This is a genomic window from Nocardia sp. GCM10030253, from assembly GCF_042675075.1.
GTDB lineage: Bacteria > Actinomycetota > Actinomycetes > Mycobacteriales > Mycobacteriaceae > Nocardia.
Genome location: NZ_JBHTDL010000010.1, coordinates 189,500 through 214,634, shown reverse-complemented (window position 1 = coordinate 214,634; position 25,135 = coordinate 189,500). Strand labels below are relative to the sequence as shown.

At 66.1% G+C, this 25,135-nt stretch carries 26 protein-coding genes; 11 read left to right on the top strand and 15 right to left on the bottom strand.

The window, feature by feature from the left end; genetic code table 11:
* Window positions 1–14: 14 nt before the first annotated feature.
* Window positions 15–878 carry a GNAT family N-acetyltransferase gene (locus ACFQZZ_RS23670; protein ID WP_378684677.1) on the top strand — a complete coding sequence of 288 codons (864 nt, stop codon included), beginning with the start codon at window positions 15–17 and terminating at the stop codon, window positions 876–878.
* A gap of 64 nt (window positions 879–942) precedes the next feature.
* Window positions 943–2,730, top strand: coding sequence for a penicillin-binding transpeptidase domain-containing protein (locus ACFQZZ_RS23665; RefSeq protein ID WP_378684674.1), 1,788 nt, complete (start codon window positions 943–945; stop codon window positions 2,728–2,730).
* Window positions 2,731–3,084: 354 nt separating this feature from the next.
* Here the strand turns inward: ACFQZZ_RS23665 and ACFQZZ_RS23660 are convergent, their stop codons facing one another.
* Both ACFQZZ_RS23660 and ACFQZZ_RS23655 read right to left on the bottom strand, forming a co-directional pair.
* The gene (locus ACFQZZ_RS23660) at window positions 3,085–4,227 is read right to left on the bottom strand and encodes a BTAD domain-containing putative transcriptional regulator (RefSeq protein ID WP_378684671.1); all 1,143 of its coding nucleotides are present in this window, start codon (window positions 4,225–4,227) and stop codon (window positions 3,085–3,087) included.
* A gap of 208 nt (window positions 4,228–4,435) precedes the next feature.
* A complete protein-coding gene (locus tag ACFQZZ_RS23655; RefSeq protein WP_378684668.1) occupies window positions 4,436–4,957 on the bottom strand; it encodes a peroxynitrite isomerase in 522 nt (173 codons plus the stop codon).
* A 158-nt stretch (window positions 4,958–5,115) separates the two neighbouring features.
* Here ACFQZZ_RS23655 and ACFQZZ_RS23650 point away from each other — a divergent pair, with 158 nt between their 5' ends.
* Window positions 5,116–6,414 carry a TIGR03118 family protein gene (locus ACFQZZ_RS23650; RefSeq protein WP_378685101.1) on the top strand — a complete coding sequence of 433 codons (1,299 nt, stop codon included), beginning with the start codon at window positions 5,116–5,118 and terminating at the stop codon, window positions 6,412–6,414.
* Between the two features lie 98 nt (window positions 6,415–6,512).
* On the opposite strand, the gene ACFQZZ_RS23645 is transcribed toward ACFQZZ_RS23650, so the two are convergent.
* Window positions 6,513–6,695 (bottom strand): hypothetical protein, encoded by a 183-nt coding sequence (locus ACFQZZ_RS23645; RefSeq protein WP_378684665.1) that lies wholly within the window; start codon window positions 6,693–6,695, stop codon window positions 6,513–6,515.
* A gap of 114 nt (window positions 6,696–6,809) precedes the next feature.
* Here ACFQZZ_RS23645 and ACFQZZ_RS23640 point away from each other — a divergent pair, with 114 nt between their 5' ends.
* Complete coding sequence (locus tag ACFQZZ_RS23640; RefSeq protein WP_378684663.1) at window positions 6,810–7,253, top strand: DUF4254 domain-containing protein; 444 nt, start codon at window positions 6,810–6,812, stop codon at window positions 7,251–7,253.
* On the opposite strand, the gene ACFQZZ_RS23635 is transcribed toward ACFQZZ_RS23640, so the two are convergent.
* Both ACFQZZ_RS23635 and ACFQZZ_RS23630 read right to left on the bottom strand, forming a co-directional pair.
* Window positions 7,250–7,756, bottom strand: coding sequence for a hypothetical protein (locus ACFQZZ_RS23635; RefSeq protein WP_378684660.1), 507 nt, complete (start codon window positions 7,754–7,756; stop codon window positions 7,250–7,252). The two genes, ACFQZZ_RS23640 and ACFQZZ_RS23635, sit on opposite strands and share 4 nt — an antisense overlap.
* A 147-nt stretch (window positions 7,757–7,903) precedes the next feature.
* Entirely contained in the window at window positions 7,904–9,304 is a 1,401-nt protein-coding gene (locus ACFQZZ_RS23630; RefSeq protein WP_378684657.1) for an APC family permease, read from the bottom strand.
* 98 nt (window positions 9,305–9,402) lie between these two features.
* On the opposite strand from ACFQZZ_RS23630, the gene ACFQZZ_RS23625 reads away from it, so the two are divergent.
* Both ACFQZZ_RS23625 and ACFQZZ_RS23620 read left to right on the top strand, forming a co-directional pair.
* Window positions 9,403–10,224 carry an ABC transporter permease gene (locus ACFQZZ_RS23625; protein WP_378684654.1) on the top strand — a complete coding sequence of 274 codons (822 nt, stop codon included), beginning with the start codon at window positions 9,403–9,405 and terminating at the stop codon, window positions 10,222–10,224.
* The gene (locus ACFQZZ_RS23620) at window positions 10,221–11,045 is read left to right on the top strand and encodes an ABC transporter permease (RefSeq protein WP_378684651.1); all 825 of its coding nucleotides are present in this window, start codon (window positions 10,221–10,223) and stop codon (window positions 11,043–11,045) included. Before ACFQZZ_RS23625 ends, ACFQZZ_RS23620 begins: the two co-directional genes overlap by 4 nt.
* On the opposite strand, the gene ACFQZZ_RS23615 is transcribed toward ACFQZZ_RS23620, so the two are convergent.
* On the bottom strand, window positions 11,042–11,902 hold the full coding sequence (locus tag ACFQZZ_RS23615) for a helix-turn-helix domain-containing protein (protein WP_378684648.1): 861 nt from the start codon (window positions 11,900–11,902) through the stop codon (window positions 11,042–11,044). The genes ACFQZZ_RS23620 and ACFQZZ_RS23615 overlap by 4 nt on opposite strands.
* A gap of 85 nt (window positions 11,903–11,987) precedes the next feature.
* Window positions 11,988–12,677, bottom strand: coding sequence for a TetR/AcrR family transcriptional regulator (locus ACFQZZ_RS23610; RefSeq protein ID WP_378684645.1), 690 nt, complete (start codon window positions 12,675–12,677; stop codon window positions 11,988–11,990).
* A gap of 130 nt (window positions 12,678–12,807) precedes the next feature.
* On the opposite strand from ACFQZZ_RS23610, the gene ACFQZZ_RS23605 reads away from it, so the two are divergent.
* From ACFQZZ_RS23605 to ACFQZZ_RS23595, 3 genes are all read left to right on the top strand, one after another.
* The gene (locus ACFQZZ_RS23605; protein ID WP_378684643.1) at window positions 12,808–13,251 is read left to right on the top strand and encodes a hypothetical protein; all 444 of its coding nucleotides are present in this window, start codon (window positions 12,808–12,810) and stop codon (window positions 13,249–13,251) included.
* A 187-nt stretch (window positions 13,252–13,438) separates the two neighbouring features.
* On the top strand, window positions 13,439–14,284 hold the full coding sequence (locus ACFQZZ_RS23600) for a metalloregulator ArsR/SmtB family transcription factor (RefSeq protein ID WP_378684640.1): 846 nt from the start codon (window positions 13,439–13,441) through the stop codon (window positions 14,282–14,284).
* Window positions 14,281–14,880 carry a dihydrofolate reductase family protein gene (locus tag ACFQZZ_RS23595; RefSeq protein ID WP_378684637.1) on the top strand — a complete coding sequence of 200 codons (600 nt, stop codon included), beginning with the start codon at window positions 14,281–14,283 and terminating at the stop codon, window positions 14,878–14,880. Before ACFQZZ_RS23600 ends, ACFQZZ_RS23595 begins: the two co-directional genes overlap by 4 nt.
* A 45-nt stretch (window positions 14,881–14,925) precedes the next feature.
* On the opposite strand, the gene ACFQZZ_RS23590 is transcribed toward ACFQZZ_RS23595, so the two are convergent.
* Entirely contained in the window at window positions 14,926–16,329 is a 1,404-nt protein-coding gene (locus ACFQZZ_RS23590) for a cellulase family glycosylhydrolase (protein WP_378684635.1), read from the bottom strand.
* Window positions 16,330–16,350: 21 nt separating this feature from the next.
* Between ACFQZZ_RS23590 and ACFQZZ_RS23585 the strand changes: the two genes are divergently transcribed.
* Both ACFQZZ_RS23585 and ACFQZZ_RS23580 read left to right on the top strand, forming a co-directional pair.
* A complete protein-coding gene (locus ACFQZZ_RS23585) occupies window positions 16,351–16,554 on the top strand; it encodes a hypothetical protein (RefSeq protein WP_378684632.1) in 204 nt (67 codons plus the stop codon).
* 1,195 nt (window positions 16,555–17,749) lie between these two features.
* Window positions 17,750–18,109, top strand: a complete 360-nt coding sequence (locus tag ACFQZZ_RS23580) for a DUF4254 domain-containing protein (protein WP_378685098.1) — start codon at window positions 17,750–17,752, stop codon at window positions 18,107–18,109.
* A gap of 260 nt (window positions 18,110–18,369) precedes the next feature.
* Here ACFQZZ_RS23580 and ACFQZZ_RS23575 read toward each other — a convergent pair whose 3' ends face one another.
* From ACFQZZ_RS23575 to ACFQZZ_RS23545, 7 genes are all read right to left on the bottom strand, one after another.
* Window positions 18,370–18,966: a DUF4126 domain-containing protein gene (locus tag ACFQZZ_RS23575; RefSeq protein WP_378684629.1), complete on the bottom strand. Its 597-nt coding sequence runs from the start codon at window positions 18,964–18,966 to the stop codon at window positions 18,370–18,372.
* A gap of 25 nt (window positions 18,967–18,991) precedes the next feature.
* A complete protein-coding gene (locus ACFQZZ_RS23570) occupies window positions 18,992–19,789 on the bottom strand; it encodes an ABC transporter permease (RefSeq protein ID WP_378684626.1) in 798 nt (265 codons plus the stop codon).
* A gap of 3 nt (window positions 19,790–19,792) precedes the next feature.
* Window positions 19,793–20,695 (bottom strand): 2-aminoethylphosphonate ABC transporter permease subunit, encoded by a 903-nt coding sequence (locus ACFQZZ_RS23565; protein WP_378684623.1) that lies wholly within the window; start codon window positions 20,693–20,695, stop codon window positions 19,793–19,795.
* A gap of 169 nt (window positions 20,696–20,864) precedes the next feature.
* Window positions 20,865–22,109, bottom strand: coding sequence for an ABC transporter ATP-binding protein (locus ACFQZZ_RS23560; RefSeq protein ID WP_378684621.1), 1,245 nt, complete (start codon window positions 22,107–22,109; stop codon window positions 20,865–20,867).
* Between the two features lie 25 nt (window positions 22,110–22,134).
* Window positions 22,135–23,205 carry a 2-aminoethylphosphonate ABC transporter substrate-binding protein gene (locus tag ACFQZZ_RS23555; protein ID WP_378684618.1) on the bottom strand — a complete coding sequence of 357 codons (1,071 nt, stop codon included), beginning with the start codon at window positions 23,203–23,205 and terminating at the stop codon, window positions 22,135–22,137.
* A 74-nt stretch (window positions 23,206–23,279) separates the two neighbouring features.
* Window positions 23,280–23,969, bottom strand: a complete 690-nt coding sequence (locus ACFQZZ_RS23550; protein WP_378684615.1) for a phosphonatase-like hydrolase — start codon at window positions 23,967–23,969, stop codon at window positions 23,280–23,282.
* 7 nt (window positions 23,970–23,976) lie between these two features.
* Window positions 23,977–25,104, bottom strand: coding sequence for a TIGR03364 family FAD-dependent oxidoreductase (locus ACFQZZ_RS23545; protein WP_378684613.1), 1,128 nt, complete (start codon window positions 25,102–25,104; stop codon window positions 23,977–23,979).
* Window positions 25,105–25,135 lie beyond the last annotated feature (31 nt).

The following is a 25,135-nucleotide window of genomic DNA, read 5'->3' as shown; positions in this document are numbered from 1 at the left end:
GCAGGCTGTCTTTCGTGCGGAGTCTGCTGGAGCCGACGCGACGGGCGAAGTATGCCCCCGCGCGTCAGCTCGCGAACCGGGATCTGGCACAGGTCCTGAGAGTGCTCGATGCCGATCCTGTTGCCTCGTGCATGGTCGCAGCACGGTTGCAGGAGTTCGGACTGGAAACAGGTAGCGGAACCGGCGAGCTCTGGAGCCGTGGCGGCCCCTCGGAGTCGCTGTGCTTTTCCGGCGCGAACATGGTGCCACTGCGCGGCGATCAGGACGCGTTGCGCGCCTTCGCCGAGCGGGCGGTGCGCTGGCCGCGGATCTGTTCTTCGGTGGTCGGGCGTCGAGAGCTGGCGCTGCCGCTGTGGGAAATGCTCGCCTCGCATTGGGGACCGGAGCGGGAAGTGCGTGGCGAGCAGCCGCTGCTTGCCCTCGGCCAGCCTGCCCTCGCCACCGCGGACGTCGAGGTCCGCCGGGTCCGCCCCGACGAATTGGACCGCTACCTCAGCGCGGCGATCGCTATGTTCATCGAGGAGGTCGGCGTCGACCCGCGCGCGGGTGACGGCGGCCGCGGCTATCGCCGCCGGATCGCGAGCCTGATCGGATCCGGGCGGGCTTGGGCGCGTTTCGAGGACGGCGAAGTCGTGTTCAAGGCCGAGGTCGGCTCGCTGTCGCGGCGCACCGGCCAGATCCAGGGCGTATGGGTACACCCGGAACGCCGCGGCGCCGGACTCGGCACCGGCGGTACGGCGACGGTCGCCAATGCGGTCGTCGCTTCCGGGCGGACCGCCAGCCTGTATGTGAACGACTACAACAACATTGCCCGCCGCGCCTACGGCCGGGTCGGGTTCCGCCAGATCGCGACCTTCGCCACGGTCTTGCTCGATTGAACATCGACCGAACATCGGTGCGCCACAGGCGTTTGCTCGCTATTGGCCATTAGCATCGGTGCCGATGTCGATTCGCATGCTCACCACGCTGGCTGTCGCGGTGCTGATCGCGGCCGGAACCGGTTGTTCGGCCCGCCCGCAGGGTCCGGTCCCCGCGGCTGATGCCTTCGTCTCGGCCTTCGCGAGCCGTGACCTCGACACCGCTGCGCAGCTCACCAGCCAACCCGAGAAGGCAACCGCCGCACTGAGTTCCGCATGGGATCAGCTGCAGGCCGAACAGTTGTCCGCGCACACCGGCGCGGCCAGGGTCACCGGGGACACCGCGACCGTCGACTACACCTACGAGTGGCGACTGCCCAAGAACCGGATCTGGCGCTATACCGGTCAGCTGCAGATGGGCCGCAGCGATGGGCGCTGGATGGTGCGCTGGACCTCCTCGGATATCCATCCGAAGCTCGGCAACACCCAGACCATGGCGCTGCGCGCCAACCCGGCTCCGCGCGCCAGGGTCAACGAGCAATCCGGCAGTGACGTGCTGGTGCCCGGCAAAGTCTCCCTGGTCGCGTTCACCGCGGCCACCGCTCCCGACCGCGGTTTTGTGGCGACGTCCCTGGCCGCGGCGCTGCATCGGTTCGACGAGCGGCTCACGCCCGAAGCGATCCTGAGCGCGGCGAAATCGGCCAACGGCGCCTATACCGTCGCATTGCTGAGCGAGAACGAATTCGACGAGGTGAGTGGGGATCTCATCGGCTTGCCCGGCGTGACGCTGACCCAGCAGTGGGACATGGTCCCCACCGACCGTAATTTCGCGCCCGATCTGCTCGCGCAGGTGCGCAAGACGGTGATCGCGGAGGTCGACGGCAAGGCGGGGTGGAGCGTTGTCTCGATGAATGCCAATGGCGCCGACACCGACGTGCTCACCGAGGTGGCCGCGCAGCCTGCACCCTCGTTCTCGCTGAGTGTGGACCGCTTCGTGCAGAATGCCGCGCAGCGCGCCGTCGGTGGGCGCACTGAGCAGACCATGATGGTGGTGCTGCGCCCGTCCACCGGCGCGATCCTCGCGGTCGCGCAGAACAAGGCCGCTGACCGGGATGGTCCGGTCGCGACCATCGGGCAGTATCCGCCGGGCTCGGTATTCAAAACGGTCACCGCGGCCGCCGCGATGTCGGCCGGAATGGCGACACCGGACACGCTGTTGCCCTGTCCGAGCCGAATTGTGATCGGGGAGCGGACGATTCCCAATTACAACCTGTTCACCCTCGGCGAGGTGCCGATGGCCACCGCCTACGAGCGCTCCTGCAACACCTCGTTCGCGAAGGTGGCCAGCGAGCTGCCTGGTGACGCGCTGCACGTGACCGCCGCGAAACTCGGTGTCGGACCGGGCTATACGATCGCCGGGCTACCGACCACGTCGGGCTCGGTGCCGCCGTCGGACGGGTTGATCCAGCGCACCGAGGACGGGATCGGCCAGGGCAAGGTGGTGGTGAGCCCGTTCGGGATGGCGGTGATGGCGTCGACGATCGCGCACGGTGTGGCGCCCGTGCCGTATCTGATCGCCGGTCGTACAACCGAGATCGAGGGTGAGCGCCCGGCCATCGCGCCCGAGGTGATCGACGGGTTGCGCATGATGATGCGCAAGGTGGTCACCGGCGGCACCGCCGAACGGATCGCCGACCAGGGCGAGGTGTACGGCAAGACCGGAGAGGCCGAGGTCGACGGTGGGTCGCACTCGTGGTTCGTCGGCTACCGTGGCGATATGGCGTTCGCGACGCTGCTGGTCAGAGGCGGCAGCTCCGACAACGCGGTCGCGGTCACCCGCGATATGTTCGCGGCGCTGCCTTCGGGGTATTGACACTCGATGTCCGACACCGACAGCTCTACCCGGTCGCTGCCTTCTTGCACGATCGGCGCGTCCCGCCCGGCATCACCGCTGTCGAGTGCTTGAATAGTGGCCGCGCCGCCCAGAATCAGACCGGCGGTGGCGAGAATGGTGGTAGAACGCTTCATGTTCGGCTCCCTCGGGTCAGAGGTACGACGGAGAAGGTTCGAGCGGTCCCGCGAATGGGTGTTCCGCGAAGAGTTGTCTGATTGTTTGCTGGCCTGTGAACCATAGAACGGAATCAACCAGGCGAGCAAGCCGGAGTATCTGGCCGCACATCAGGTCTTGGTATATGGCGAGGTCATGACATGTGGCGCGGGTCACATTTTACGGAGGACTCTTTTCGGTCCTGCGATCGGGCATCTCGTACCGCATGGTTGTTGACCCGATCCTGATCACATCGCCGTCCGAGAGGGCGGTGTCCGCGCCGATGGGGGACCCGTTCACGTAGACGCCGTTGGCCGAATCCCGGTCTCGGATGAAGATGCCGTCGGGACGGGCCACGATGCGGGCGTGCTTGCGGCTGACCCACGAGTCGTCGAGCACGACGTCGTTGTCCGCATCGCGGCCGATGCGCAGCCCCGCTGCCGGGATGGCCATCGGCTCCGTATCGCCGACCCGCAGCCAGGCCTGGCTGCGGATGTCGGGCAGGTCCCTGGTGGTGGCGCCCGGTGCCGAGGAAAGTGTCGGCAGCGTCTGCTGGCTGCGGACCGCCTCCTCCAGTGCGACGGTTTTCGGGTCGGGGTCGATGCCCTGCTGGTCTGCGAGATTGCGGCGGATGCGCAGACAGGCGGCCAGGGCGTCGGCCTGGCGTCCGCTGCGGTACAGGGCGGTGATCAACAGTCGCCACAGCCGCTCGTTTACCGTGTGTTCGGCGGTCAGCGCGGTGAGTTCGCCGAGGATCACGCCCTCTCGTCCGCAAGCGATGTCCGCGTCGAGGCGGTCGGCCACCGCGTTCAGTCTGCGCTCGTCCATATCGGTGGCGAAATTGTCGGCGAAGCGCAGTCCGCGCAGCCCGGCGACCGCTTCGCCGCTCCATTCGGACAGCGCGAGGGCGAAGCACTGCGCCGCAGTATCCAGATCGCCCGTGCTGACGGCGAGTGCCCCTTGGTTTCGCGCGCGCTCGAAGCGGCCGACGTCGCACTGTTCGTCGCTGATATCCAGCAGATACCCGTCGCCGACCGTGCGCAGGATCATCCGGTCGTCCACCCCGGCGCCGCGCAGCACCGTGCGCAGATTCGACACGTACGCATAGAGGCCCTCGACCGACCGACTCGGCGGGCCCTCATCCCAAATGCCTTTGGCCAGAGTTGTTTTCGCCACCGCTTTGCGTCGATTTATAACGAGCATGGCCAATAGGGCGCGCAGTTTGGCCCCACGCAACGGAATTGGGCGACCACCGACAAGTAGGCGCACCGGTCCGAGCACTCGCAGATCGAGTGCTACCCGTCCGATACTCGCAGCCGCCACGATGTCGCCTCCGAATCACCCAGTGCGCGGAGCTGTTTCGCAGGTGTCGAGCGCCCTGCGATCGGTCCTAGCATACGCACCGACCCGCGTGCAGGCCGAGTACACCCGAAATCGGCGCCGCGCTGATCGCGTCGAGGTCGAATCAGGCGGATGGGTTCGCCATTCCTGGGACTAGGCAGCCGGACTTCACTCGTCACCGACCGGCGCGTCAGGCCCGGTGTAAAGTTGCGGCCAGGTGGTGCTGGAGGTCTTGGCCGACGGCCGCCATCCGCAACGTGTAGTCGATGGTGTTGCCGGACAGGCGGATCGAGCGGCCGAGCGCGGTCACCAGCTTCGCGGTGCTGCTGCGACCGATACTGGTCGAGTCCAGCTCCATGTGCACTTCACCGTCGGTGACCGACAGCGAGCCCTCGCAGATTTCGGTGATGCCGGTCGGGTGGGCCAGGATCAGTTCCACCCGGTCCGGTTGCGGGCAGCGCAGATAGCCGGTTTCGGCGTGCATCGGCCTGCTGCCGTCGGCGGCGCGGGTGCGCTGGCGATAGGTGAGGAATGGTCGGCCGAGATGGCCGAATTTGATTTCCTCCATATAGTCGAACGGCTCGATGGTCGGATATTTGCCGTGCCCAGGACCGCGCCACGTGCCGAGCAGTGGTGCCAGCGGAGCGATATCGGGATGGGGGGCGACGGGGGGTTGGGGTTCGACCACGGCGGTCAGCCTAAACCCGTCCATCGCGTGGTGTTCCCATACTCCCGAATTTTCCTCGCGCTAAGGTTAGCGTCGCCTAATCGCCAAGAGGGTGGTGTGTGGCTGAAAGGACAAAGAAGTTGAACGGACGCTGGAGTGAATTGCGCCGCAACGGTGCGTGGCGGTCGCGGACCCGCGATGGTCTGCGCGTATCTGTGCTCAGTGCCGCGCTGGTCGTCGCGGCCGCATGCTCGGATTCGAAGTCGAACGACGAAGTGCCTGCCCTCGATGGCAACCACTACGCGCAGACGAACCTCGCCGCCAACAACGCCGAGTACAAGGCCCAGTTCACCTTCCCGGACATGGTGAACGCCTGGGGCCTCGCCGACCGCCCGAAGGGCGCTGGCGGCCACTTCTGGGTCGGCGGCGGCGGCAAATCGTTCCAATTCGTCGGCGACGTCACCGCCTCGTCGGACCCCAATGTGCAGAAGCTGTTCCAGGATCAGCTGAAGCTCGTCACCATTCCCGGCGCCGACTCCGACACCTCCGACACCAGCATCGGCAAGACCACCGGCGTGGTGTTCAACGGTGCCCCGATCACCTCCGACCTGTTCGTCGTGCGCGACCAGCCGGTCGACGTGGACGGCGCTCCGCAGATGCTGACCGGTTCGTCGCGGTTCATCTTCGCCACCGACTCCGGCAAGATCTCGGCCTGGACCGAACTCGGCGCCGAGGGGCAGATCGTCCGCCACGACGGCCCGGCCAACCTGGTGTTCGACGGTGAGCCGCAGGGGATGCAGTTCTTCGGCATCGCGCTCACGCCATCTGGTGACAAGCTGCTCGCCGCCGACTTCGGCGCCGAACCGCAGGTCCGCACGTTCGACCAGAACTGGCAGCTGATCCCGACCGCCGGCTTCGCCAACCCGTTCTCCACCGGCGACCAGATCGACCCGGCCAGCCCCGACAAGGGTAAGAAGGCCAAGCCCGGCGACCCGGCCCCGTTCAACGTGAGCACCGTCGGCAAGCGGGTGTTCGTCTCCTACGCGACGACCAAGCCGGACGAGCAAGACGCGACCAAGTTCGATGTGGGCGAAGAGGATTCGCTCGACAAGGACCAGGAGAAGGACGCCGACGCCAAGCCCGCCAAGGGTAAGGTCGCCGAGTTCGACGAGACCGGCAAGCTGGTCCGCATCCTCGACGACGGCAGCCGCCTCAACGCCCCATGGGCCGTCACAGTGGCCCCCGCCGACTTCGGCCCGCTCAGCGGCAAGCTCCTGGTCGGCAACTTCGGTGGCGCCGGCTACGTCCTCGCCTACGACGACACCACCGGCAAGTTCGTCGATTACCTGCGCGACGCCAACGGCAAGCCCGTTGAGATCGAGGGCCTGTGGGCCCTGATGTTCGGCAACGGTGAAAGCCTCGGCGACACCAACTCTCTGTACTTCACCGCAGGCCCCGACGACGAAAAAGACGGACTCTTCGGCAAGCTCCGCCTGAAGTAGTCCTCAGCGACAAAGGCGGCTCCCGGTCTTATGCCGGGAGCCACCTTTGTCGTATCCGGCCGGGAATCGGGTCCCGGCAGCAGGTGACTCGCTCGGTCCTATTCGGAGTCGTCCGTTGTGGGCATGACGAGAGTCGCCCACCGTTGCGACCAGTCCCACACCGATTGCAGTGCGCCGCCGAGGTCTCGTCCCGCAGTGGTCAGCTCGTAGGACTTATCGGACTTCTTCACGATCAGCCCAGCGTTCTGTACTTCCTCGACAGCGACATCTCGGCCTGACACCCTCCGGTGAACGGGAGGGCGGAAGTGGGCATAGGGGATATCTGCTGGGTGTAGGGGATGATTGGGGGTGGGTGCGGTCGGGCGGTGCGGGTTCGGCGTCGGCAGGAGGCCGTGATGGGATTTCCGGACAATGATCGGATGGTCCCGGGTCGGGATCTGCTGATCGCGGCGTGCCGTGGGCTGCCGCACGACGATCATCCGATGTTGGACGCTGCCGGAGAGTTGGCTCAGCTCCACGAGATTCGCGAGCGGACACCGGTGCGTGAGATGGACAAGCTCGATCGGCGGCGGGCGAAGTTGGTCCGGTCTATCGATTTGTGGGTGACGTTGGCGATGCCGGTGCCCTTCGGCGCTGTGGGCGTGCACAGCGAGACGGTCGGTCAGATCGTCGATCGCCTGGCCGAGATGACGATCCAGGCGTTCGTGCCCTTGGCGCAGGCCCCCGATGCGGTGTTCTACGACGCGTGGGTGCGGGTCAACGAATTGGCGGACATCTACCAGGACCTGATCGATGAACTGCGCGCCGGGACAAGGCGACTGCCGGACGGGACCGGCTAGCGGTTACGTCCGCGGCCGAACAGGCGGAAGGATCGATCCCTGCGCTGTGGCAGCGTCGCGTACACCATCGTCATATCGGCGAACACCTCCGCCTCGCGCTCACGTTCGGTGCCGAAGTCGCTGCGGCCGAGGATATGCCGGATCGTGACGGGCGACAGCGAGGGCAGCAGCGCGGCCAGGGTCGGTGGTAGCGGCGTCGCTGGATCGGAATCGTCCTTGCCGTGCCCGAACAGCATGTGTCCCACCTCGTGCAGGATGATGTGGTCGGCATTGCGCTGGGTGGCGTCGGCGTCGTAAACGATGATGTCGTCGTGCTTGCGTGCGACCCACAGTCCGCTGCTGCGGCAGCCGGTCTCCGCGAGCACCCCCGCCGGGACCGGGTGTAGTGAGATCGAACGGCCACGATGCGCGGCGACGCTCGCCAGATAGGCAGACAGGTTCCATGGGTTGGGCGGTGGCACGGTCCGGGCAGCGTCACGGAATCGGGCTTCCATGCTGGTCATCGGGGCACACATTACCGATACCCTGCTCGGTCGTCACCTTGTGATTCGGACATATCCACCGTGATCGACTCGGACGTCATGCAATTCGTTCGCCGCCGGCCGCCGCTCCCACTGGCGACTGCTTGCGGGTGCTCGAAATGGTCTGCACTAGTCCTCGGGCGGCGGCGCGCCTCCGGCCAACGGTTGGGCGCGCATGCTCCGGATCGCGAAGTGGTTGAGCACCCACAGGCCGACGCCGATGGCGAGCAGCACGCCGGCGATCGCGTACTGCTGCGGATTGCGATCCGTCCACGGGGTGACCAGGAATCCACAGGCCACGGCGCCGATGACGGGCAGCACGGTGGGTGTGTGGAAGTGCTTGTGTGGCACGGTGTCACGGCGCAACACCAGGACAGTCACATTGACAACGGTGAAAACGGCAAGCAGCAATAGTGCTGTGGTGCCGCCGAGTTCGGGCACCTCGCCGACGAACAGGATCAGCCCGAGAGCCAGCACGGTGGTGAATGCGATCGCGATGTAGGGCGTTCGTCGCGTCGCGTGTACGCGGCCGAGCGGACGGGGCAGCACGCCCTGGCGGGCCATGCCGTAGAGCAGGCGGCTGGCCATCAACATATTGATAAGTGCCGAATTGGCAACGGCGAACATCGTGATAAACGCGAAGATATCGGTGGGGAATCCAGGCGCGCCCACTTCGACGACCTGCAGCAGCGGGGTATCACCCGTGCCGAGCTGCTCGGCGGGAACGATCGCGATCGCGGTGATCGAGACGAGTACGTAGATCGTTCCGGTAATGATCAGACCGCCGAGCAGCACCTTCGGGAAGATTCGGCTCGGTTGCTTGCATTCCTCGGCCATATTGACCGAATCCTCGAAGCCGACCATCGCGTAGAAGGCCAGCGTGGTGGCGACGATGACGCCACCGAGTGCACTGCGATTGCCCGTGTCGAATTCGGTGATGCGTCCGAAATCGCCGGTGCCGAACCCGAGCGCCCACAGCCCGATACCGACGACGATCAACAGTCCGGTCAGCTCGACGCAGGTGAGCAGGACGTTCAGCTTTACGCTCTCGCTCACGCCGCGCAGGTTGATGGCGGCGACCACGGCCATGAACGCGAGCGCGATCAGCGTGACGCCCAGACCGGTACCGAGGTCCAGTTCGAAGGCCTCCGCGAAGTTGGCTGCGAAGGCGCGCGAGGCGGTGGAAGCCGAGGTGATGCCGGAACTCATCACAGTGAACGCGACCATGAAGGTGAGGAATTGGATGCCGAAGGCCTTGTGGGTATACAGGGCGGCGCCCGCGGCGTGCGGATACTTGGTGACCAGTTCCAGGTAGCTCATGCCGGTTACGAGCGCGATCAGGAAGGCGACGAGGAACGGCACCCACACCGCACCGCCGACCTCGTTCGCGACCTTGCCGGTGAGCGCGTAGATGCCGGTGCCGAGGATATCTCCGACGACGAACAAAAGCAGAAGACCCGGTCCCATCACCCGCTTCAGGCTGGGCTCCTGGGCGGATTCGGATTCGGGAACGGCATCGGTGCTGGCCATACCTATACATACCCCTTCGGCCCGAAAAATAGTCGCCGATCATGTGCCGTGTTAGCCGCCGCCCGACCCGGCTGTCGCGGGAGTATGGAAGTGTGCAGATGAGCAGCGATCGGCTGGTCGCAGCGCCGCGACCGCGTACCGCTTCCATGGAGCAGTGGTGGGTGTTGACCCGGCGGCTGATCCTGCCGTCGTGGCGCAACGGTGAACTGCTCACCGCTGTGCTGGCGCCGACGTTGTTCACCCTCGGTTTCTATGTGCCGCTGAATCTGGTGATGACCGTCTACGGCCACGGACTGAGCAGCTATGCGCAGTTCCTGATGCCGATGATCGTGATGCAGGCGGTCGCCTTCTGCGCCATCTCGGCCGCCTTCCGCGCGGCCACCGATGCCAAGGACGGGCTCGATCAACGGTTCGGGTCGATGCCGATGGCGGCGGCGATGCCGTTGGCCGCGCGCGTCGCCGCTGCGCTGTATCGGGCACTCGCCGCCTTGTCGGTGGCGGTGGTGTGCGGGCATGTCATCGGGTTCAGATTCTATGGAAGCTGGTGGCACACACTGGGTTTCCTCGGGTACGCGTTGTTGATCGCCTTGGCGCTGTGCCTCGGCGCCGACCTGCTCGGCAGTCTCGTCAAGAGCCCGGAGGCGACGTCCCAGGCATTGATCCTGCCGCAGCTGATTTTCGGCATGGTGTCGACCGGGTTCGCGCCCGCGCACCAATTCCCCACCTGGATACAGGGTTTCGCGCGCGACCAGCCGGTATCGCAATTCGTGAACGGGTTGCGCGCGCTGGCGGGCGACTCGACACCGAACGCGGGCGAGGTGGACTGGTCGACGCTCGGGCCGCCGCTGGCGTGGGCGTTCGGTATGGCCGTGCTGTTCGGTGGCGCGGCAACGAGCGTGGCGATGCGGCGGTCGGCATGACATCGACGCCGACTCCGGCCGTAGCCGTGTCGCGGGTCTCCGGCGAGACCGAGAACTGGCGGTTGCTGCTGCCGCAGACGATGATTCAGACCCAACGGCTGTTGGTGCGCTGGTGGCGGGATCCACTGACGGTCATTCAGTCGGTCGTTTACCCGGCGCTGCTGCTGATCATGCTCAATACGATTCTCGGCCGCCAGATTTCGTCGTTCGCTGGCTCGAGTTCGCTGTACGGATCGGTGCCGATGGTGGCGTTGGTCGGTGTGATGTCGGGGTCGGTGGCCGGTGCCGTCACCCTCGGCAGGGAACGTGACCAGGGGCTGCTTGCTCGGTTCTGGGTGCTGCCGGTGCACCGCGCCTCCGGGCTTGCGGCACGGATCGTGGCCGAGGGGGTACGAATTCTGCTGTGCACGCTGGTGATCTTCGCGGTCGGGGTGGCGCTCGGCTTCCGGTTCGAGCAAGGGGCGGCGGCCGGGTTCGCGCTGTTCGGTGTGCCGCTGCTGTTCGGGCTCGCGTTCGCGACGGTGGTCATCGCCGTCGCGGTGTTCAGCGCGAAAGCTGTTCTGGTCGAAGCGGTTTCGCTGGGATCGTCGCTCATGATGTTCTTCTGCACCGGGTTTGTTCCGCTGATCGCCTACCCGGCGTGGGCTCGGCCGATCGTCGAACACCAGCCGATGACCTACGCCATCGACGCGATGCGAGGACTGTCGCTCGGCGGCCCGGTGCGCGCGCCACTGCTGGCGACCATCGCCTGGTCGGTCGCCGCCATCGTGGTCTTCGCGATTCCCGCGGTGATCGGTTACCGGCGGGCCAGCCGCACCTAGCGCATATGTGCCGCGGCCTCGTTGATGAGGGCGACGGAGTCGCGCGGACTCAGTGCCATCGCACGCAGCTGGTCGAAAATCACGCCGAAGCGGCGGATTTCGGTGTGTCCCTCGATCAGTTCGTCGCCTGCGATGCCTTCCACGTACACCAGTTCGGGGTCCGCCGGGTTGGGGAAGTCCAGCAGCGTGAAGGATCCCGCCATGCCGGGGTGGGCGCCCGCTTCGAACGGCAGGATCTGCAGGATCACATTCTTCTTTTTGATCTCCTCGAGCAGCCGCATCAGCTGGCCGTTCATGACCTCTGGCCCGCCGACCATCCGGCGGATCGCCGCTTCGTCGAGCACCACCCATAGTTCGAGCGGATCGGTCTTGGTCAGTACGGCGGCCCGGTCGAGGCGGGCGCGGGCACGGCGTTCCAATGCCGATGCCTCCAGTTTCGGCATGGAGGTGTCGATGACCGCGATGGCGTATTGCTCGGTCTGCAACAGCCCTGGGATGAACGAGGTTTGGTAGTGCCTGGCCGAGAGCGCCTCGGACTCGAAGTTGATGTACGCGGCGTACACATCGGTCAGGCTGGCCTCGTACGGCCGGGACATGCCGGGCTTGAGCGCGTCCGATAGCAACTCCAGCGCATCCTCGCGTTGCTGCTGGGTGACACCGTATAGCTCGAGCATCGCCATCAGGGTGCGTCGCTGCGGACGGGCCTGTGCGGTCTCGATTCGATACAGGGTGGTGATGTTGATTCCGGTCTTGCTGCTGACGTCCTCCTTCGAGAGACCGGCCTGTTCGCGCATGTCGAACAGCAGCACCGAGAGTCGGCGCAATCCCGCGGTCAGGACCGTCCGCTTGCCTGCCATGACAACTACCCTTTCGCCAGGCGCACCACCCAGAACGCACGATTACGTTCTTCGCATCGGCAAGAGCTCACTCTGTGCAGCAGATTCACGCCGAAGTGTGGTCATTTCGTCCGAGCTTACCGCCGCCGATCCTGCTCGGGTCCAGGCTGTTCGGTGCTGACAGCTCCAGGCTGGCGGGGATTGCCGCGAATGCCCCGTGCAGGCGCTCGATGAGGCCCTTTCGTCCGCCCTTCCCCTCGTTGCGGACCCAATCTCGGCCGGCCACGCTCCATGCCGAAGTGGTCAGTTCTGCCAGGATGTGGAGCCGCAGGTCATCGGTGTCGAGGACGAGTTTGCTTGCCAGGCAAGTGATTACATCATTCTGCACGCCGGTGCGGTAGTACTCCACGTACGCAAGCAACGCGGGTGCGGTGCGGACCAGTCGCCGGGTGCTGACGTAGCGGTGGTCCCAATCCGGCTCCAGCGCGGTGGCCGTATCGGTCAGCGCATCTCGCAGATCGGTGAGGATCACCCCGGACAACTTGCGATCCGCGAGCGCTGCCAGGTAGTTCGACCAGATTTCGGTCTCGGCCTCGATCGCTACCGCTTCCTTGGCAGGAAAAGCGCGGAAGAACGTGCTGCGAGACACCTCGGCTGCGTCGACCAACTCCTCCAATGTGGTTGCGTCGTAACCCTTTTCGGTGAAGAGACGAAGCGCCGCATCGGCGAGCGCGCGACGGGTGCGCAGCCGCTTGCGCTCGCGAAGGGGGAGTGAGCGGTCGTCGGTCGTAGGCATGTCCGAATGATACCGCTAACGAACCTCATGCACGAAACATACTGAGTATCTAATGGGACTTGCGCACGAATGGAACTGAGTGTCATAATATGAATCGCAACGGAGAATCATCTGGATCGAGGAGTTCGACATGACCACCACTGCCCCCGCCGCCCTGAACCCGTCGATCATCGGCCAGGTCGAGAAGCACCACACGGCGATCCTGAACCGCGTACTGGCTGGAACCGCACTCGACGAGAAGCGGTGGATCACCCTGAATCAGGCGGTGGTCCCAGGTGCTCCCGCCGAGCGTGCGGACTACGTCGCCCACATCGCCGGTATGACGCAATGGGACCCGGCGGCCGTCGAGGCAGCCCTGGTTGCGCTGGCAGGCGCCGGGCTGGTGAGCGAATTGCCTGATGACAGGATCGAAGTCACCGAAGCGGGCCGCGTCCTGGTGGCCAAGGTTCGCGCCGAGTCCGGCGCGATCGTTTCTCGTGCCTACGGTGTGGTGCCTGCTGAGGAACTGGCCCTCGCGGCTCGCGTGCTGACCACTATTACCGCCCGGCTGTCGGAGGAACTGGCACACGCCTGATGCGGATCCATACGGCTCAGCGGCTTTCACGGACCCGCTGAGCCGTTTTTGGCGGCCGACCGGCAGCGCGCCAAGCGGAATGGCAGTGCATTTCGACGCGCCGCGACGTCTCGCCATCCGCGGCCGATCTGACCTCGCCTGATGTATTCCTTGACAAGAATATTCTTGGAGGTGAATACTTTGAGACGTGGATGAGATCGCATCAGCACTTGGAGACGGCGCGCGGTGGCGCATTGTCGAGCTCCTCGCCGAGCGGCCCCGGTCTGTCGGTGAACTGGCTGAACTGACCGGCTTACGGCAGCCGCAAACCACCAAACACCTCCAGACCCTCGCCCGCGCCGGCCTCGTCACGGTCTTCCCGCTGGGACAACGTCGCGTCTACGCGGTCGAGGCGGCGCCGCTGAAAGCCCTCGAGCGCGGACTGCGGGAACTGGTCGAGACCACCGAGGCGCACAGGGACGAGCGAGACGGCATCGCGCGCTACCGTGCCGCAATCGAAGCGGAATCCGTTGTCGCGGACCGGGAACGGTGGGCGGACGGACGCACCTTCTCGTTCGAGCGCGTGCTTGCCGCGCCCCTGGACGCTGTCTGGCGGCATTGGGTCGACCCGGACCTGCTCGTGTCCTGGTGGGCGCCGCCGTCGATGACGGTCATCGACTGCGCCGTCGAGCCCGAGCCGGGTGGTCGCGCCGTCCTCGAGTACCGCGATGCCGAGGGGCGGCGGTACCGCTCCGAGGGACGGGTCCACGCCGCGAAGGAACCCGAGCACTTGGTATTCGACCTATCGGTGCTGGACGCGGCGGGGGCGGTCTCGTTCACCGGCCACTACGACCTGACTCTCGCCGCGGTCCCGGACGGCACCCGGCTGCGGCTCGGCCTGGCCATCACCGAAACGACCGTCGAGGCCGTCCCCTACATCGCCGGGATCGAAACCGGCTGGGGCCAGGTACTCGACCACCTCGCCGACACAGTCGGTACATCTACGCGCACAACCACCGCAGCGCATACCAAGGGAAAGGACACACAAACATGACCACCTCCACCGGACGCAAGGTAACCGCGAACATCGCCCTCACCCTCGACGGACGCTACAACGGCCCCGGCGGGCCAACCGATGCGGAAGCGATCGTCCGCTACGCAACCACCGAGGTCGCACGAGACCACCTCACCCGCATCTACGAGGGCGCGACGACGGCGCTGCTCGGCCGGCTCAACGCCGAGGGGTTCCTGGGGTACTGGCCGACGGTCGCCACGGACGATAACGCCGATCCGCGCGATCGCGGATACGCGAAGTGGCTGGTCGACACGGAAAAGGTAGTCCTGTCGACCACCTTGACCGAAGCGCCGTGGGAACGCACCCGCGTGGTGAACGCCCCCGCCGCCGACGTCATCGCCGAACTGAAGGCCACCGGAGAGGGCGACATCCTCGTCAACACCAGCCCGACCATCACCAAGGCACTCCTCGCCGCGGACCTGCTCGACCGGCTGTACCTCATGATCTGCCCCGAGATCGCCGGAGATGGGCAGCGACTGTTCGACGACGGCCTACCCAGTTCGAAGTGGAAGCTCACGCACCAGGAGACCGGCGAGCTGGGCGAGATCGCCCTGGTCTACGACCGCGCACGCTAACGGCCGCGGCGGCGCCCTATTAAGACCGGGTGGCCTCGGTGCCGATCATCGTCGACTCACCGTCACCTGCACGATGTCCTGTCCGGGGCTGGTGGTGAGTTGAAGTAGCCGGGCATCGGGAACCGACACGACGTCGGCGCCCTGGATTTCGACCTGGTAGCCGTCGGGGTAGTTGCTCTGCGGCAGATATACGTCGGTGCGGGCTTCACGGGGGAACGGTTGACCGGAATCTGCGCGGCGGGCGCTGTATCGGAGGGTGAACGTCCCAGTCGCGCTGTCGTAGTGCCACTGCAACGGGGTGCCTGCGACTGCCTGTGGATATGGCCGGACGATCGCCGGGTCCATCAGGTTGGGGCCGGTCGGTGGCTCCTGGGCATGACCAGGTGTCTGATCCTGTGGTTGGGACCAGAACAGCCAGGAAGCCATGTTGTCGTCGAATGTATTGGCGAGACGAGTCAGCTTCGCCCAATCCTTGGTCGCGCCGAACTCGGTCACCAGCCCGACAACGCCGTCAGCGTCGGCGCGAGCCAATCCGTTGGTCACGCAGGTGTCGATCGGGCCGAGGCAGTAGTCGTGAAAGCTCAACCCCGCGTTCGGATCGCCGGTGGGATTCGGCATCCAGTTAGGCGTGCCGAGGTCGTTGGTCACGGACGGCTCGTAGAACAGCAGGTGTTTCGGGTCGACTCGGCGGATGGCGTTCATCACTTTGGCTTCGAACGTCGCGAGCGCACCGCGTTCGAACTGGGGGCAGCCTTGCGGAAAGCAGGTCGGGTATTCCCAACCGGGCCACGGCTCATTGATCAGGTCGTAGCCCAGCACGTACGGCTCGTCTGCGAAGCTTTGCGCGACATGCGCCCACATCGCCGCATAGTGTTCCTGCAGGCCGACGCCATCGGGCGCAGCGTGGTCGTGCCAGAAGTTCGCCCACGTTTGATTTTGTGCGGGGCTCGTGAAGTAGACCAACGGGAAGCCGGGGTCGGGCTGCAAGGGGAACCCGTCGGTGACCGTCGCCCAGGCGGGGAACCCGCTCCAACTCGCGCCCACCGATTCGTTGAACGCGTCCTGATGGGAATCGACAAGACTGTAGATGTTGTACCGGGCCAGTAGCTGCTGGGTCTGCTTGATCTGCGCGATGTAGTTGTCGTCGTAAACGCCGGGCTGCGGCTCGACCGCGTTCCATGCGAAACCCAGCCGCACCGCGTTGAAACCGTTCTCCGCCAGGAACTGGGCGTCGTTCTCGCCGAAACCTCCCGCTGCGGGGAAGTACGGCGGGTTCTTGTAGACCATATTCACGCCGTGCAAGATGACCACCCGGCCCAGTTCGTCGGTGAGCCAGCGACCCGCGTGCCCCAGTTCCGGAGCCGTCGGTGTCGCCGCGGCAGGTGTGGTCAGTCCCAGTAGCAACGCGACCAACCCGAGACACCGTGCTGTCGAGGACATGATGGTCATCGCGCAAACCTTTCGACGTGTATGCGCCGACGGCACTTCTCCGGCGCGGTCGGACCGGCTGTTACCCGCGGGCATGCCTGGGTCCTGGTGCAGTGGATCAACCCCAACAACACGATGGTCGAGACCACAGAGCTGATGCGGAAATGCTATATATCGCTGGCCGGATTCGACCACGACACTCCGCTACACACCGACGAGGTCGCATGCCTCGACCAGTTCTCGTAACCAGTCGACTATGTCCGGCGGAACCCGCTGTGGCTCGGCGGGACAACCGCACCGCCGGCCGCGACAGCGGCCGCGTGGCAGCCCGTCGGGCCAGCTCCCATGCCACCGCCCGTACCTGCCGAGTCAGACGAACCGTCCGCCGCTGGCAACGTTCCACAACGTCAGGCACCTGTTCACGAAATGTGGTGCAGCAGTTCGGTGTTGAGCATCCGCCCGGCTGCGGGTGGGTTTCATCGCCTCGAATACCTTCACCGTGTGCTCAGCGAAAGTCGGTGCCAGTGGGCGTGATTGCGGCATCGCGACCAGATCGGCGACGGTTACGTTGAACCGATCCAGGACTGCCTTCGCTGCCGCGATATCAGCTTCCGACGCTGCGGGTGTCGCTGTCAGGGACACGCTCACGACACCACCTCGCCCTCGCATGCACACAGAGATGGCAATCGAACGGCTATCTCGTCGAGGGGGTTGGCCCGAGGATGTCCAAGACGGTATGGGAGGTGTCCGCGGCCAGGAGCACTTGGTCGCGGACAGTCGGTCCGGCGAGGGTGCGTGCTTGCAGCGGAAGCCAGAACCGCCAGACCGTGCCGACACGCACTGCGCCGTTGTCAGCTCAGCGCAGCGTGATCCGAGCGTTACCGGCGTGCCAGTCCAAACCGTCCCCAGATGCCCACCCGAGGACATCGAGGATCGCCCGATCGACGATTCGTCCCGGCGTGTCGAGGGTGCGCACGCCGTAGACGAACCTCGGTTCAGTCTTCGCCGGCGGCGGTTCCAGCGTCGGGATCGGCAGGGTTGAACGGGTCCGTGTGCGGGTGAGCTTGGGCGCTATTTGCCGCAGGACCAGCGGGTTAGCGTCGCTTGCGCCCAATGGGCGCCGCCACCGTCCGCGGCGCGTCGAAGTTGTTGTGCTGCTGTGGATACGGGCATCGGAAAGGCGTGAGAACACGCTAAGCGCAGCAATGCAGACGCACTCTTGCGTTCTTGCATCTGTAAGAGCATGATCCAGCTAGCCTAGTTTTGAACAACCGATCCGATGACCGGGATAACCGAATCGAGAGCCAATTATGTTGGTACAAAGCGCGTTGGTGTCGGGTGAATTCGGGGTATGGGGATGAGCGCGCCGACGGTAGGGGTACTGCCGACCGCTCCGCAAATATTGTGTGCCTTCCAGGGGCGCCGTTTCCAAGATCGTGAATTGCTGCGGTCCGCGCATGCGCTCGCCGAGCTACACGCGCGGCGCGGGCAAGTACGCGACGCGCACCTGATATCTGAAATAGATTGTCGTCGAAGCGAACTCGTCGACGATATCAACGATTGGATCGCGCAGGAGATCCCGCAGCATCGCAACGGTGCATCACTACATACCGAAAGTCTCGGTGCGGTGGTCGACCGGATGGCACGTAGCTGGGTGGATGCGAACCAGGCGATTGATGTCGATGGCGCGCGTAGCGATAACACCCATAAACATTGGTACCACCTGGCCGAACTAGTTGACGGGTACACTGATCTCGTGACCGACGTGGCCGGAGGCCGCCGCCGTTTGCCTGAGCAGTGAACTGCGCGACCGATGGTTTCGTACTAGTGACACAGCGAATTGGTGACACTGCCCAACAGCGTCACTGACATAAAGGCGACGTCCCGGATGTCGAGTCATCCGACCAGTGACTCCATTCGGATGTTTACGTCGTCGGCAGTGACGGCGGGCGCAACGAGGCGCCCCGCCCGGCGTGCCGCGTGGTCGACTGGCGCGGCACGCCCGCTGCGGATCTGCGTTCGCAACCCGACGTCCAGTTCAGCGCCTACCGCCGCGCGGGCTCAGGCCGGTGCGCCATGTCTTGCGGCGCGGCGCTGCCGGCGACGCAGGATGTAGCGACGAATTCGCCGGGCGAGCAAGGCCACCAGAATCACGCCGATGACCAGCAGTATGCCCGCGCATACGGCGGCGGCGATCGGGTAGAAAATGGCGAGGGTGATGATGCCGCCGACGGCGGCATCCTCGGCCACGCTCATCACGATGTTGCTCGCGGGTTCGGGGGAGGTGTTGATCGCCATCCGAGTTCCGGTCTTGACCACATGGCTCACCAGCGCCGTAGTCCCGCCCACCGCAGCCGCGGCGAGCTCAGGGAGGGAACCGTCCTGACCGGCCAACAGCGCCGCGACGACGGCGCCCGACGCGGGCCGCACGATGGTGTGTACCGCATCCCAGAAGGAATCCAGGTACGGGATCTTGTCGGCGATGGCTTCGATGAGAAACAGCACCGCCGCGGCGATCAGCACGTCGGTTCGTTGCAGCGCTTCCGGCACGTCGTCGGAGATGCCGGTGGCGCCGAATATCCCGAGCAGGAAGACCACGGCATAGGCGTTGACCCCGCTCGCCCAGCCCGCGGTGAAGATCAGAGGAAGTGCTTCCACCTGGTCATCGTAGGGCGGTTCGGGTTCAGCGCAGTGCAGCACGGCCCCTCAGGCGACCGAGGGCGACCAGGGCAATCAGTGTCACCAGTAGGAGCAGGCAGGTGCTCGCGGCCGCGCTGAATACCTCGCCGCGGTCGGTGAGCCCGAAGATGGTGACCGGCAACGTCTTCCAGGTCGCGGGGTAGACCATGACGGTTGCGCCGAGTTCGCCCATGGATAGGGCGATCGCCAGGCCGGCGGCGCCGCCGAGGGCGGGGAGCAGCAGCGGCAGGGTCACCAGGAACAACACTCGGACCGGGCCCGCACCGAGTGACTCGGCGGCCTGCCGGTACGCGGGGTCGAGGCGGTCGAGTGCCGCGCTGACGGCGCTGAAGGCGTAGGCGAGCACCAGCACCGAATGAGCCACGATGACAATCCATTTGGTGCCGCCGAGCAGCAGCGGCCGCTCGTTGAACGCGATCAGCACGCCGAGACCGATGGCCACCGAGGGCACCGCGACCGGCAGATGGAACACCGCATCGGTGAACTTTCGCCACCAGCTCGGCGCCTCGCGGGCGGCCAGCGCTGCCCAGGTGCCGAGCACGAGAGCGATTCCGCCGGCAAGCAAGGCGGTCTGCAGGCTCACCGACAGGCTGGCCGCTTCCTGCCCGGACAGTGCCCGCCGGAAGTTGGCAAGGCCGAGATCGGAGGGCAGCGGACCGGTCCAGCTACCGGCCAGCGCCGCCGCGACCACCGTGACGATCGGGGCAACGAACACCACGAGCACGATGAGCGCGAAGACCGTGAGCACCGCTGCCCGGCCGCGTCGTGTCCACACCAGCATGGGTCAGCTCTCCTTCCTGGTTCGGCCGGAGAACCGGGCGAAGATCAACCGATAGCCGATGTACAGACTCAGCGACAGCAGCACCTGCATGGTGGCGAGCACCGCCGCGCCCGGCAGATCGAAGGTCACGATGCCGCGGGTGTAGATCAAGGCGGGCAGCGTTGTCACGCCCTTTGCACCGGTGAACAGCACGATGCCGAACTCGTTGAGCGTCAGCAGAAGTACGAGGCTGCCGCCCGCGGCCAGCGCGGGCCACGCTTCGGGCACGACCACCTGACGCAACACTCGCCATGGCGATGCGCCGAGGCTGGCTGCGACATCCAGTTGCTCGCGCGCAAGCTGGGCGAAACCGGCCAGCAGCGGCCGCACCACGAACGGTGTGAAGAAGGTGATTTCGGCGAGGATCACCCCGGATGGGGTACTCAGGAAATCCCGCAGCGGCGTCGTGCGGCCGGTGATCGCGGTGACGAGTGCGTTCACCGCGCCCGCCGTGCCGTACAGGAAGGTGAAGGCCAGTGTGATGAGGAATGACGGCATGGTCAGGATCGTGTCGATCAGGCGGCCGACCAGCGCGGAACCAGGGAAAGGGACGAAAGCCAGCACGACCGCCAGGAAGGTGCCGAGGACCAGGCACCCGGCCGTCGAGAAGACCGCGATGGAAATGGTGCGCCACAAGGCATCACGGAACGACTCCGAGCCGAGTACCTGTGACCAGGCGGCCGTGCCGTGACCTTCCGGGGGGACCGTGGATTCGGCGAGCACTCGCACGATCGGGTACACCGCGATGACCAGGACCACCACCAGCGGCGGCAGACTCCAGAGCACCGGCCGCCAGGTACGCCGCCGGGTGGGCGACGGCGCGGGGACGGTCTCGGCAGGGGACTCGAGGACCGCGAAGGCGCTCATGGTCGCCACCCGCCGCCCGCAGGGACACAGGTCATGGCGGCAGGCGTCGCGAGTCGGAGATCCGGTCCACTGCATCGGCCCGAGTCCGAGCTCGGTCGGGGGAGAGTCGGGGCACCGGCCGGGTCGGACGCGGGCGCGCCGACCGGCCGGTCCGGGAGCGCACAGCCCCTCATACTTGCGCTCCCAGCTCGTCCGCAACGGAATCGGTTGTGGAACACTCAGATTCGGTTCCGAGCGTAGGTGGGATCAGTACGCCGGCCGGGTCCGGGAACCGGACGCCGAGTACCGCTCCGGCTTCGGTGTCGAGGTGGCCGGGTACGTCGACGCTGATCTGGTCGGTGAGTCCGTCGATCGTCAGATTCACGCGCGTGGCCGCGCCGCGCCAGACGCTGGAAGCCACGGTGCCGCGCACGGCACTGCGCTCCGAGGTCGCGCCGATCTGCACGGTGTGCGGCCGGATGCACAGCAGCGCTGCTGAATCCACCGCCCAACCGGGGCGTCCGACACCCGGCTGCGGCGCATCGGCGCGCAGGGTGTGTGTGCCGACCGTGACGAGAGCGGAGGTGCCGGACACTCGATTGACGGTGCACGGCACCAGGTTTGCGCCGCCGAGGAAGTCGGCGGTGAACCTGGTGGGCGGGCGCTGCCACAGGTTTTCGGCGGTGTCGATATCGACAAGCCGCGCATCGCGCATCACCGCGATCCGATCCGCCAGCGCCAGCGCCTCGGACTGATCATGGGTGACATACAGCATCGCAGTGTCCGGCAACGCCTTTCGTAGCTCCTGGAGCTCGCCGAGCATCGACTGCCGCAGCTGGGCGTCGAGCGCGGCCAGCGGTTCGTCCAGCAGCAGCACTTTCGGTCGGATCGCAAGTGCCCGGGCGATCGCGACGCGCTGCTGCTGGCCACCGGACAGCTGACGGGGCAGGCGCTCGGCGTAGGCGGCCATACCGACCATGGCAAGCGCCTCGGCTACCCGCCCATCAATGTCTTTGCGCGGCACGTGATGTGACTTCAAGCCGAAGGCGACATTGCTGTGCACGCTCATATGCGGAAACAGTGCGTAGGACTGCACTACGACGCCGAGCCCGCGCTTGGCGGGGGAAAGATCGGTGACGTCGCGGCCGGACAGTCGCACCGCACCCGAGGTAGGCCGGACGAATCCGGCCAGTGCCTTGAGCGCGGTCGACTTGCCCGAGCCGCTCGGTCCGAGGAGCGCGACCGTCTCGCCGGCGGCGACGCGCAGGGTGAAATCGGTCAGTGCGACGGCGGTCTTGCGACCGCGGCCGTAGCTGACCCCGACTCGGTCGAACACGATGGCGGGTTCGACGCTTGTGGGCACGGTGACCGGTGCGGTCGCGGTCATGGTGGTGGTCACGGGGGACGATTTCGGGGGCGCGTCACCGTCGGACATGTTGCGGCTCCTCACTTCTGGTGAACTAGCTACCGGTGGCCTTCTGGTACGCGGCAACATCGCCGTCCAGTTCTCGAAGCACCTTGTTCCAATCGACATTCACGATCTCGACACCTTTGAGCGTCGCGGCTGCCGAGGGCCCGGTGCCGGTCGCGGGCGCGTCACGCAGCTCGGCGCGGGCAGGCACCGCGAAGGCGTCGGGCAGCGTCTTCTGCGCATCGGCCGACAGCAGGAACTCAATCAGCTTCTTGGCCTCCGGCTTGTGCGGAGCGCCCTTGGCCATGCCCATTACGTACGGAACGGCCACAGTGGAGCGCTTGCCGTCGGCGGCGGCGGGGAAGAAGAGGGTGAACTTGGAGCCCTTGTCCTTGACGTTGGCCAGGTTCATCTGGATGTCGCCGTTGGCGATGACCAGCTCACCCTTGTCGACCTTGGCCTGCAGCTTGCCGGTGGAGGACGACGGGCCGACGTTGTTGGCCTGCAGCTTGCCGAGGTAATCCAGCGCACCCTGCTTGCCGAGCAGGTTCTGCAGCAAGATCAGCACCGCGGTACCGTCGCCTGCCTGTCCGGGGGTCGAGTACTGCAGCTTGCCCTTGAACTCCGGCTTCAGCAGGTCGTCCCAGGTGAGGTTGGTGGTGTCGACCGAAGGGTTGGCGATGAAGTTCAGGTAGTTGCCGGCCAGGGTGACGTATTTGCCGTCGGCGTCCTTGTCGGCGGCCGCGACCGCTGCGGTGTCGACACCGCTGTCCTGCAGTAGTCCAGCGCTTTTCGCCTTCTGGATGAACGGCGGCAGCGTGACGAGCACATCGGCCTGCGGGTTGGACTGTTCCTTGTCCACCCGGTTGACGACCTCGCCGGAGCCCGCCTCGACCAGGTTGACCGAAATGCCGGTCTGCTTCTCGAATTCGGCGAACTGGGTGGTGTACCAGCTGCCGACGCCGTCGGCGGAGTAGACGGTGATGGTCTTGCCGTCGCCGCTATCGGTGCCCGTGCCACCGCATGCCGCGGTGAGCGCGACGGCGGCGACGGACCCCAAGGTCAGCGCGGTGCGGGAGATGGTGCGTGCCAGTCGGCCCTGCGTGTTCGAAATACGCACGATTGCTGCAACTTTCGGTTCGTGTCGAATGGGGTGTCGAAGGGGCGGGGTCCTCCGTCGCTGGGCGACGGGGCTCAGATTCGGCTGGCGAGGATCAGTTCCGCGAACTCGCCGACCGAGGGCAGCACGTGGGTGGCGCCAGCGGCACGCAGCTGGTCTTTGTCATGTGCGCCGGTCAGGGTTCCCGCCACGATCCGGGCGCCCGCGGCGAGGCCGCTGCCGATATCGCTGGTCGTATCGCCGAGCACCGCAACCTGATCGACGGCGTCGATGCGGAGGCGCAGCAGCGCGGTGAGCACCATGTCGGGATAGGGGCGACCACGCCCTGCCTGCGATGGCGCCAACGTCAGATCGGCAATGTCGTTCCAGCCCAGCGCATTCAGCAGACGGTCCTGGGTGCCTCGACTGAAGCCGGTGGTAAGCGTGACTTTGACGCCCGCGGTCCGGAGCGCGTCGATCGCCTGGGCCGCACCGGGAATGGGCGTGACGCCGACCTCGTCGATCAGTGCGTCGTAGGCGGCTTCGAAGGCGAGGTTGCCCTGCTGGGCGCGGTCCTCGTCGCCGAGTAGTGCGCGAAACACCGCGATCTTCGACTGACCCATGGTGTCGAGCACGTACCGGCGAGCCCTATCGCGTTCTGGGCCTTCGGTTTCGATGCCCGCGGCGGTGGCGGCGATGTCGAAGGCGCGCAGTACGAGTCCGCCATCGGCGACCGTGGTCCCGGCCATGTCGAGCACGGCGAGCTGGATGTTTCTGTTCGACAAAGCAACCTCACAGGTTGAGTAAGTCGGCGGTTTCCTCGCCGATGACGGGGCCGAGGGTCATGCCGCGCCCGCCGGGACCGGTGATGACCCAGACGTGCTCGTCGGCCTTGGCGCGGGTGACGATCGTGGTGGGGTCGATGCTCTGGCTGTAGACCCCGGCCCAGCGTCGAACCACCTGCGGCAGTTTGCGACCGAGTAGTTCCTCGGTGACCGCGGTGAGGTGCTCGTAGGGCGCCTCGTCCACGTCGAAGTCGAACGGCTCGTCGTATTCATGGGTGTCGCCGATGGTGAGGCCGCCGTGCAGGCGCTGCACACACAGCAGCTGCATCTTGTGCTCGGCGGCGATAGCGGTCTGTGACTGCTCCAGGTTCAGCGCGTCGGTTTCGGCGCCCGCGAATCCGGGGTAGTACCGGAAGCTGTCACCGTCAGCGATGGCGGTGGTGAGCGGCTCGTCCAGCGGCGCGGTCTGCATCATCTGCAGCCGGACGCGGCGGACCGGAATGGCTCCGATCAGCTCGCGGGTCAGGCCGGAGTGCGCCGCGCCCGGGCAGTGCAGCACCAGGTCGGCGTCGTACCTGCGGCCCTGGTCGTCGATGACGGTGGCGCCGGTCCCGGTGTCGGTGATCGACCTGGCCTCGGTGCCCGCGTGGAAGGTGTAGCGGCTCGACGCCGCCATGTGGGCGCGCAGCGCGGGCAGCGCCTGGCGTGACTCCACTGCGGCATCGGTCGAACAATGCAGTCCGGCAACGAATTTGCCACGCAGCGCGGGGTTGACCGCGCGCACCTGCACCGGCTCCAGCAATTCGAAGCCGCGGGCGTCCGCGCTCGGGTCGGCCGCGGCGGCCTCGGCGACGGCGAGCTCGGCGGGGGTGCGCACCAGGGTGATCGATCCGGCGGGGCGGAATCCGACGCCGGGGACGCGGCCGCCGATCTCCTCCCACAGCTGCCGAGAACGCAGGGTGAGATCGAGCTCGGTAGCCGAGCGCCCGGAGACCCACACCAGACCGAAGTTGCGTACCGTCGCCCCGCGAGCCTCCGGCTCCCGCTCCAACTGCACGACCTCGTGCCCACGGCCGATCGCGGCCAGGGCATGAGCGGTGCCGAGGATTCCGCCTCCGATGATGACCAATCGCATGGACACATACTGGGCAATGGTCTAGACCGAT

Excerpts from the sequence above, each read along its gene's own strand:
- ACFQZZ_RS23585 (WP_378684632.1), top strand. The coding sequence starts at position 16,351 with ATGCGCCGACGGCACTTCTCCGGCGCGGTCGGACCGGCTGTTACCCGC.
- ACFQZZ_RS23565 (WP_378684623.1), bottom strand. The coding sequence starts at position 20,695 with ATGAGCGCCTTCGCGGTCCTCGAGTCCCCTGCCGAGACCGTCCCCGCG.
- ACFQZZ_RS23545 (WP_378684613.1), bottom strand. The coding sequence starts at position 25,104 with ATGCGATTGGTCATCATCGGAGGCGGAATCCTCGGCACCGCTCATGCC.
- ACFQZZ_RS23665 (WP_378684674.1), top strand. The coding sequence starts at position 943 with ATGTCGATTCGCATGCTCACCACGCTGGCTGTCGCGGTGCTGATCGCG.
- ACFQZZ_RS23595 (WP_378684637.1), top strand. The coding sequence starts at position 14,281 with ATGACCACCTCCACCGGACGCAAGGTAACCGCGAACATCGCCCTCACC.
- ACFQZZ_RS23635 (WP_378684660.1), bottom strand. The coding sequence starts at position 7,756 with ATGACCAGCATGGAAGCCCGATTCCGTGACGCTGCCCGGACCGTGCCA.
- ACFQZZ_RS23640 (WP_378684663.1), top strand. The coding sequence starts at position 6,810 with ATGGGATTTCCGGACAATGATCGGATGGTCCCGGGTCGGGATCTGCTG.
- ACFQZZ_RS23570 (WP_378684626.1), bottom strand. The coding sequence starts at position 19,789 with ATGCTGGTGTGGACACGACGCGGCCGGGCAGCGGTGCTCACGGTCTTC.
- ACFQZZ_RS23625 (WP_378684654.1), top strand. The coding sequence starts at position 9,403 with ATGAGCAGCGATCGGCTGGTCGCAGCGCCGCGACCGCGTACCGCTTCC.
- ACFQZZ_RS23615 (WP_378684648.1), bottom strand. The coding sequence starts at position 11,902 with ATGGCAGGCAAGCGGACGGTCCTGACCGCGGGATTGCGCCGACTCTCG.
- ACFQZZ_RS23630 (WP_378684657.1), bottom strand. The coding sequence starts at position 9,304 with ATGGCCAGCACCGATGCCGTTCCCGAATCCGAATCCGCCCAGGAGCCC.
- ACFQZZ_RS23560 (WP_378684621.1), bottom strand. The coding sequence starts at position 22,109 with ATGTCCGACGGTGACGCGCCCCCGAAATCGTCCCCCGTGACCACCACC.
- ACFQZZ_RS23605 (WP_378684643.1), top strand. The coding sequence starts at position 12,808 with ATGACCACCACTGCCCCCGCCGCCCTGAACCCGTCGATCATCGGCCAG.
- ACFQZZ_RS23655 (WP_378684668.1), bottom strand. The coding sequence starts at position 4,957 with ATGGACGGGTTTAGGCTGACCGCCGTGGTCGAACCCCAACCCCCCGTC.
- ACFQZZ_RS23610 (WP_378684645.1), bottom strand. The coding sequence starts at position 12,677 with ATGCCTACGACCGACGACCGCTCACTCCCCCTTCGCGAGCGCAAGCGG.
- ACFQZZ_RS23590 (WP_378684635.1), bottom strand. The coding sequence starts at position 16,329 with ATGACCATCATGTCCTCGACAGCACGGTGTCTCGGGTTGGTCGCGTTG.
- ACFQZZ_RS23620 (WP_378684651.1), top strand. The coding sequence starts at position 10,221 with ATGACATCGACGCCGACTCCGGCCGTAGCCGTGTCGCGGGTCTCCGGC.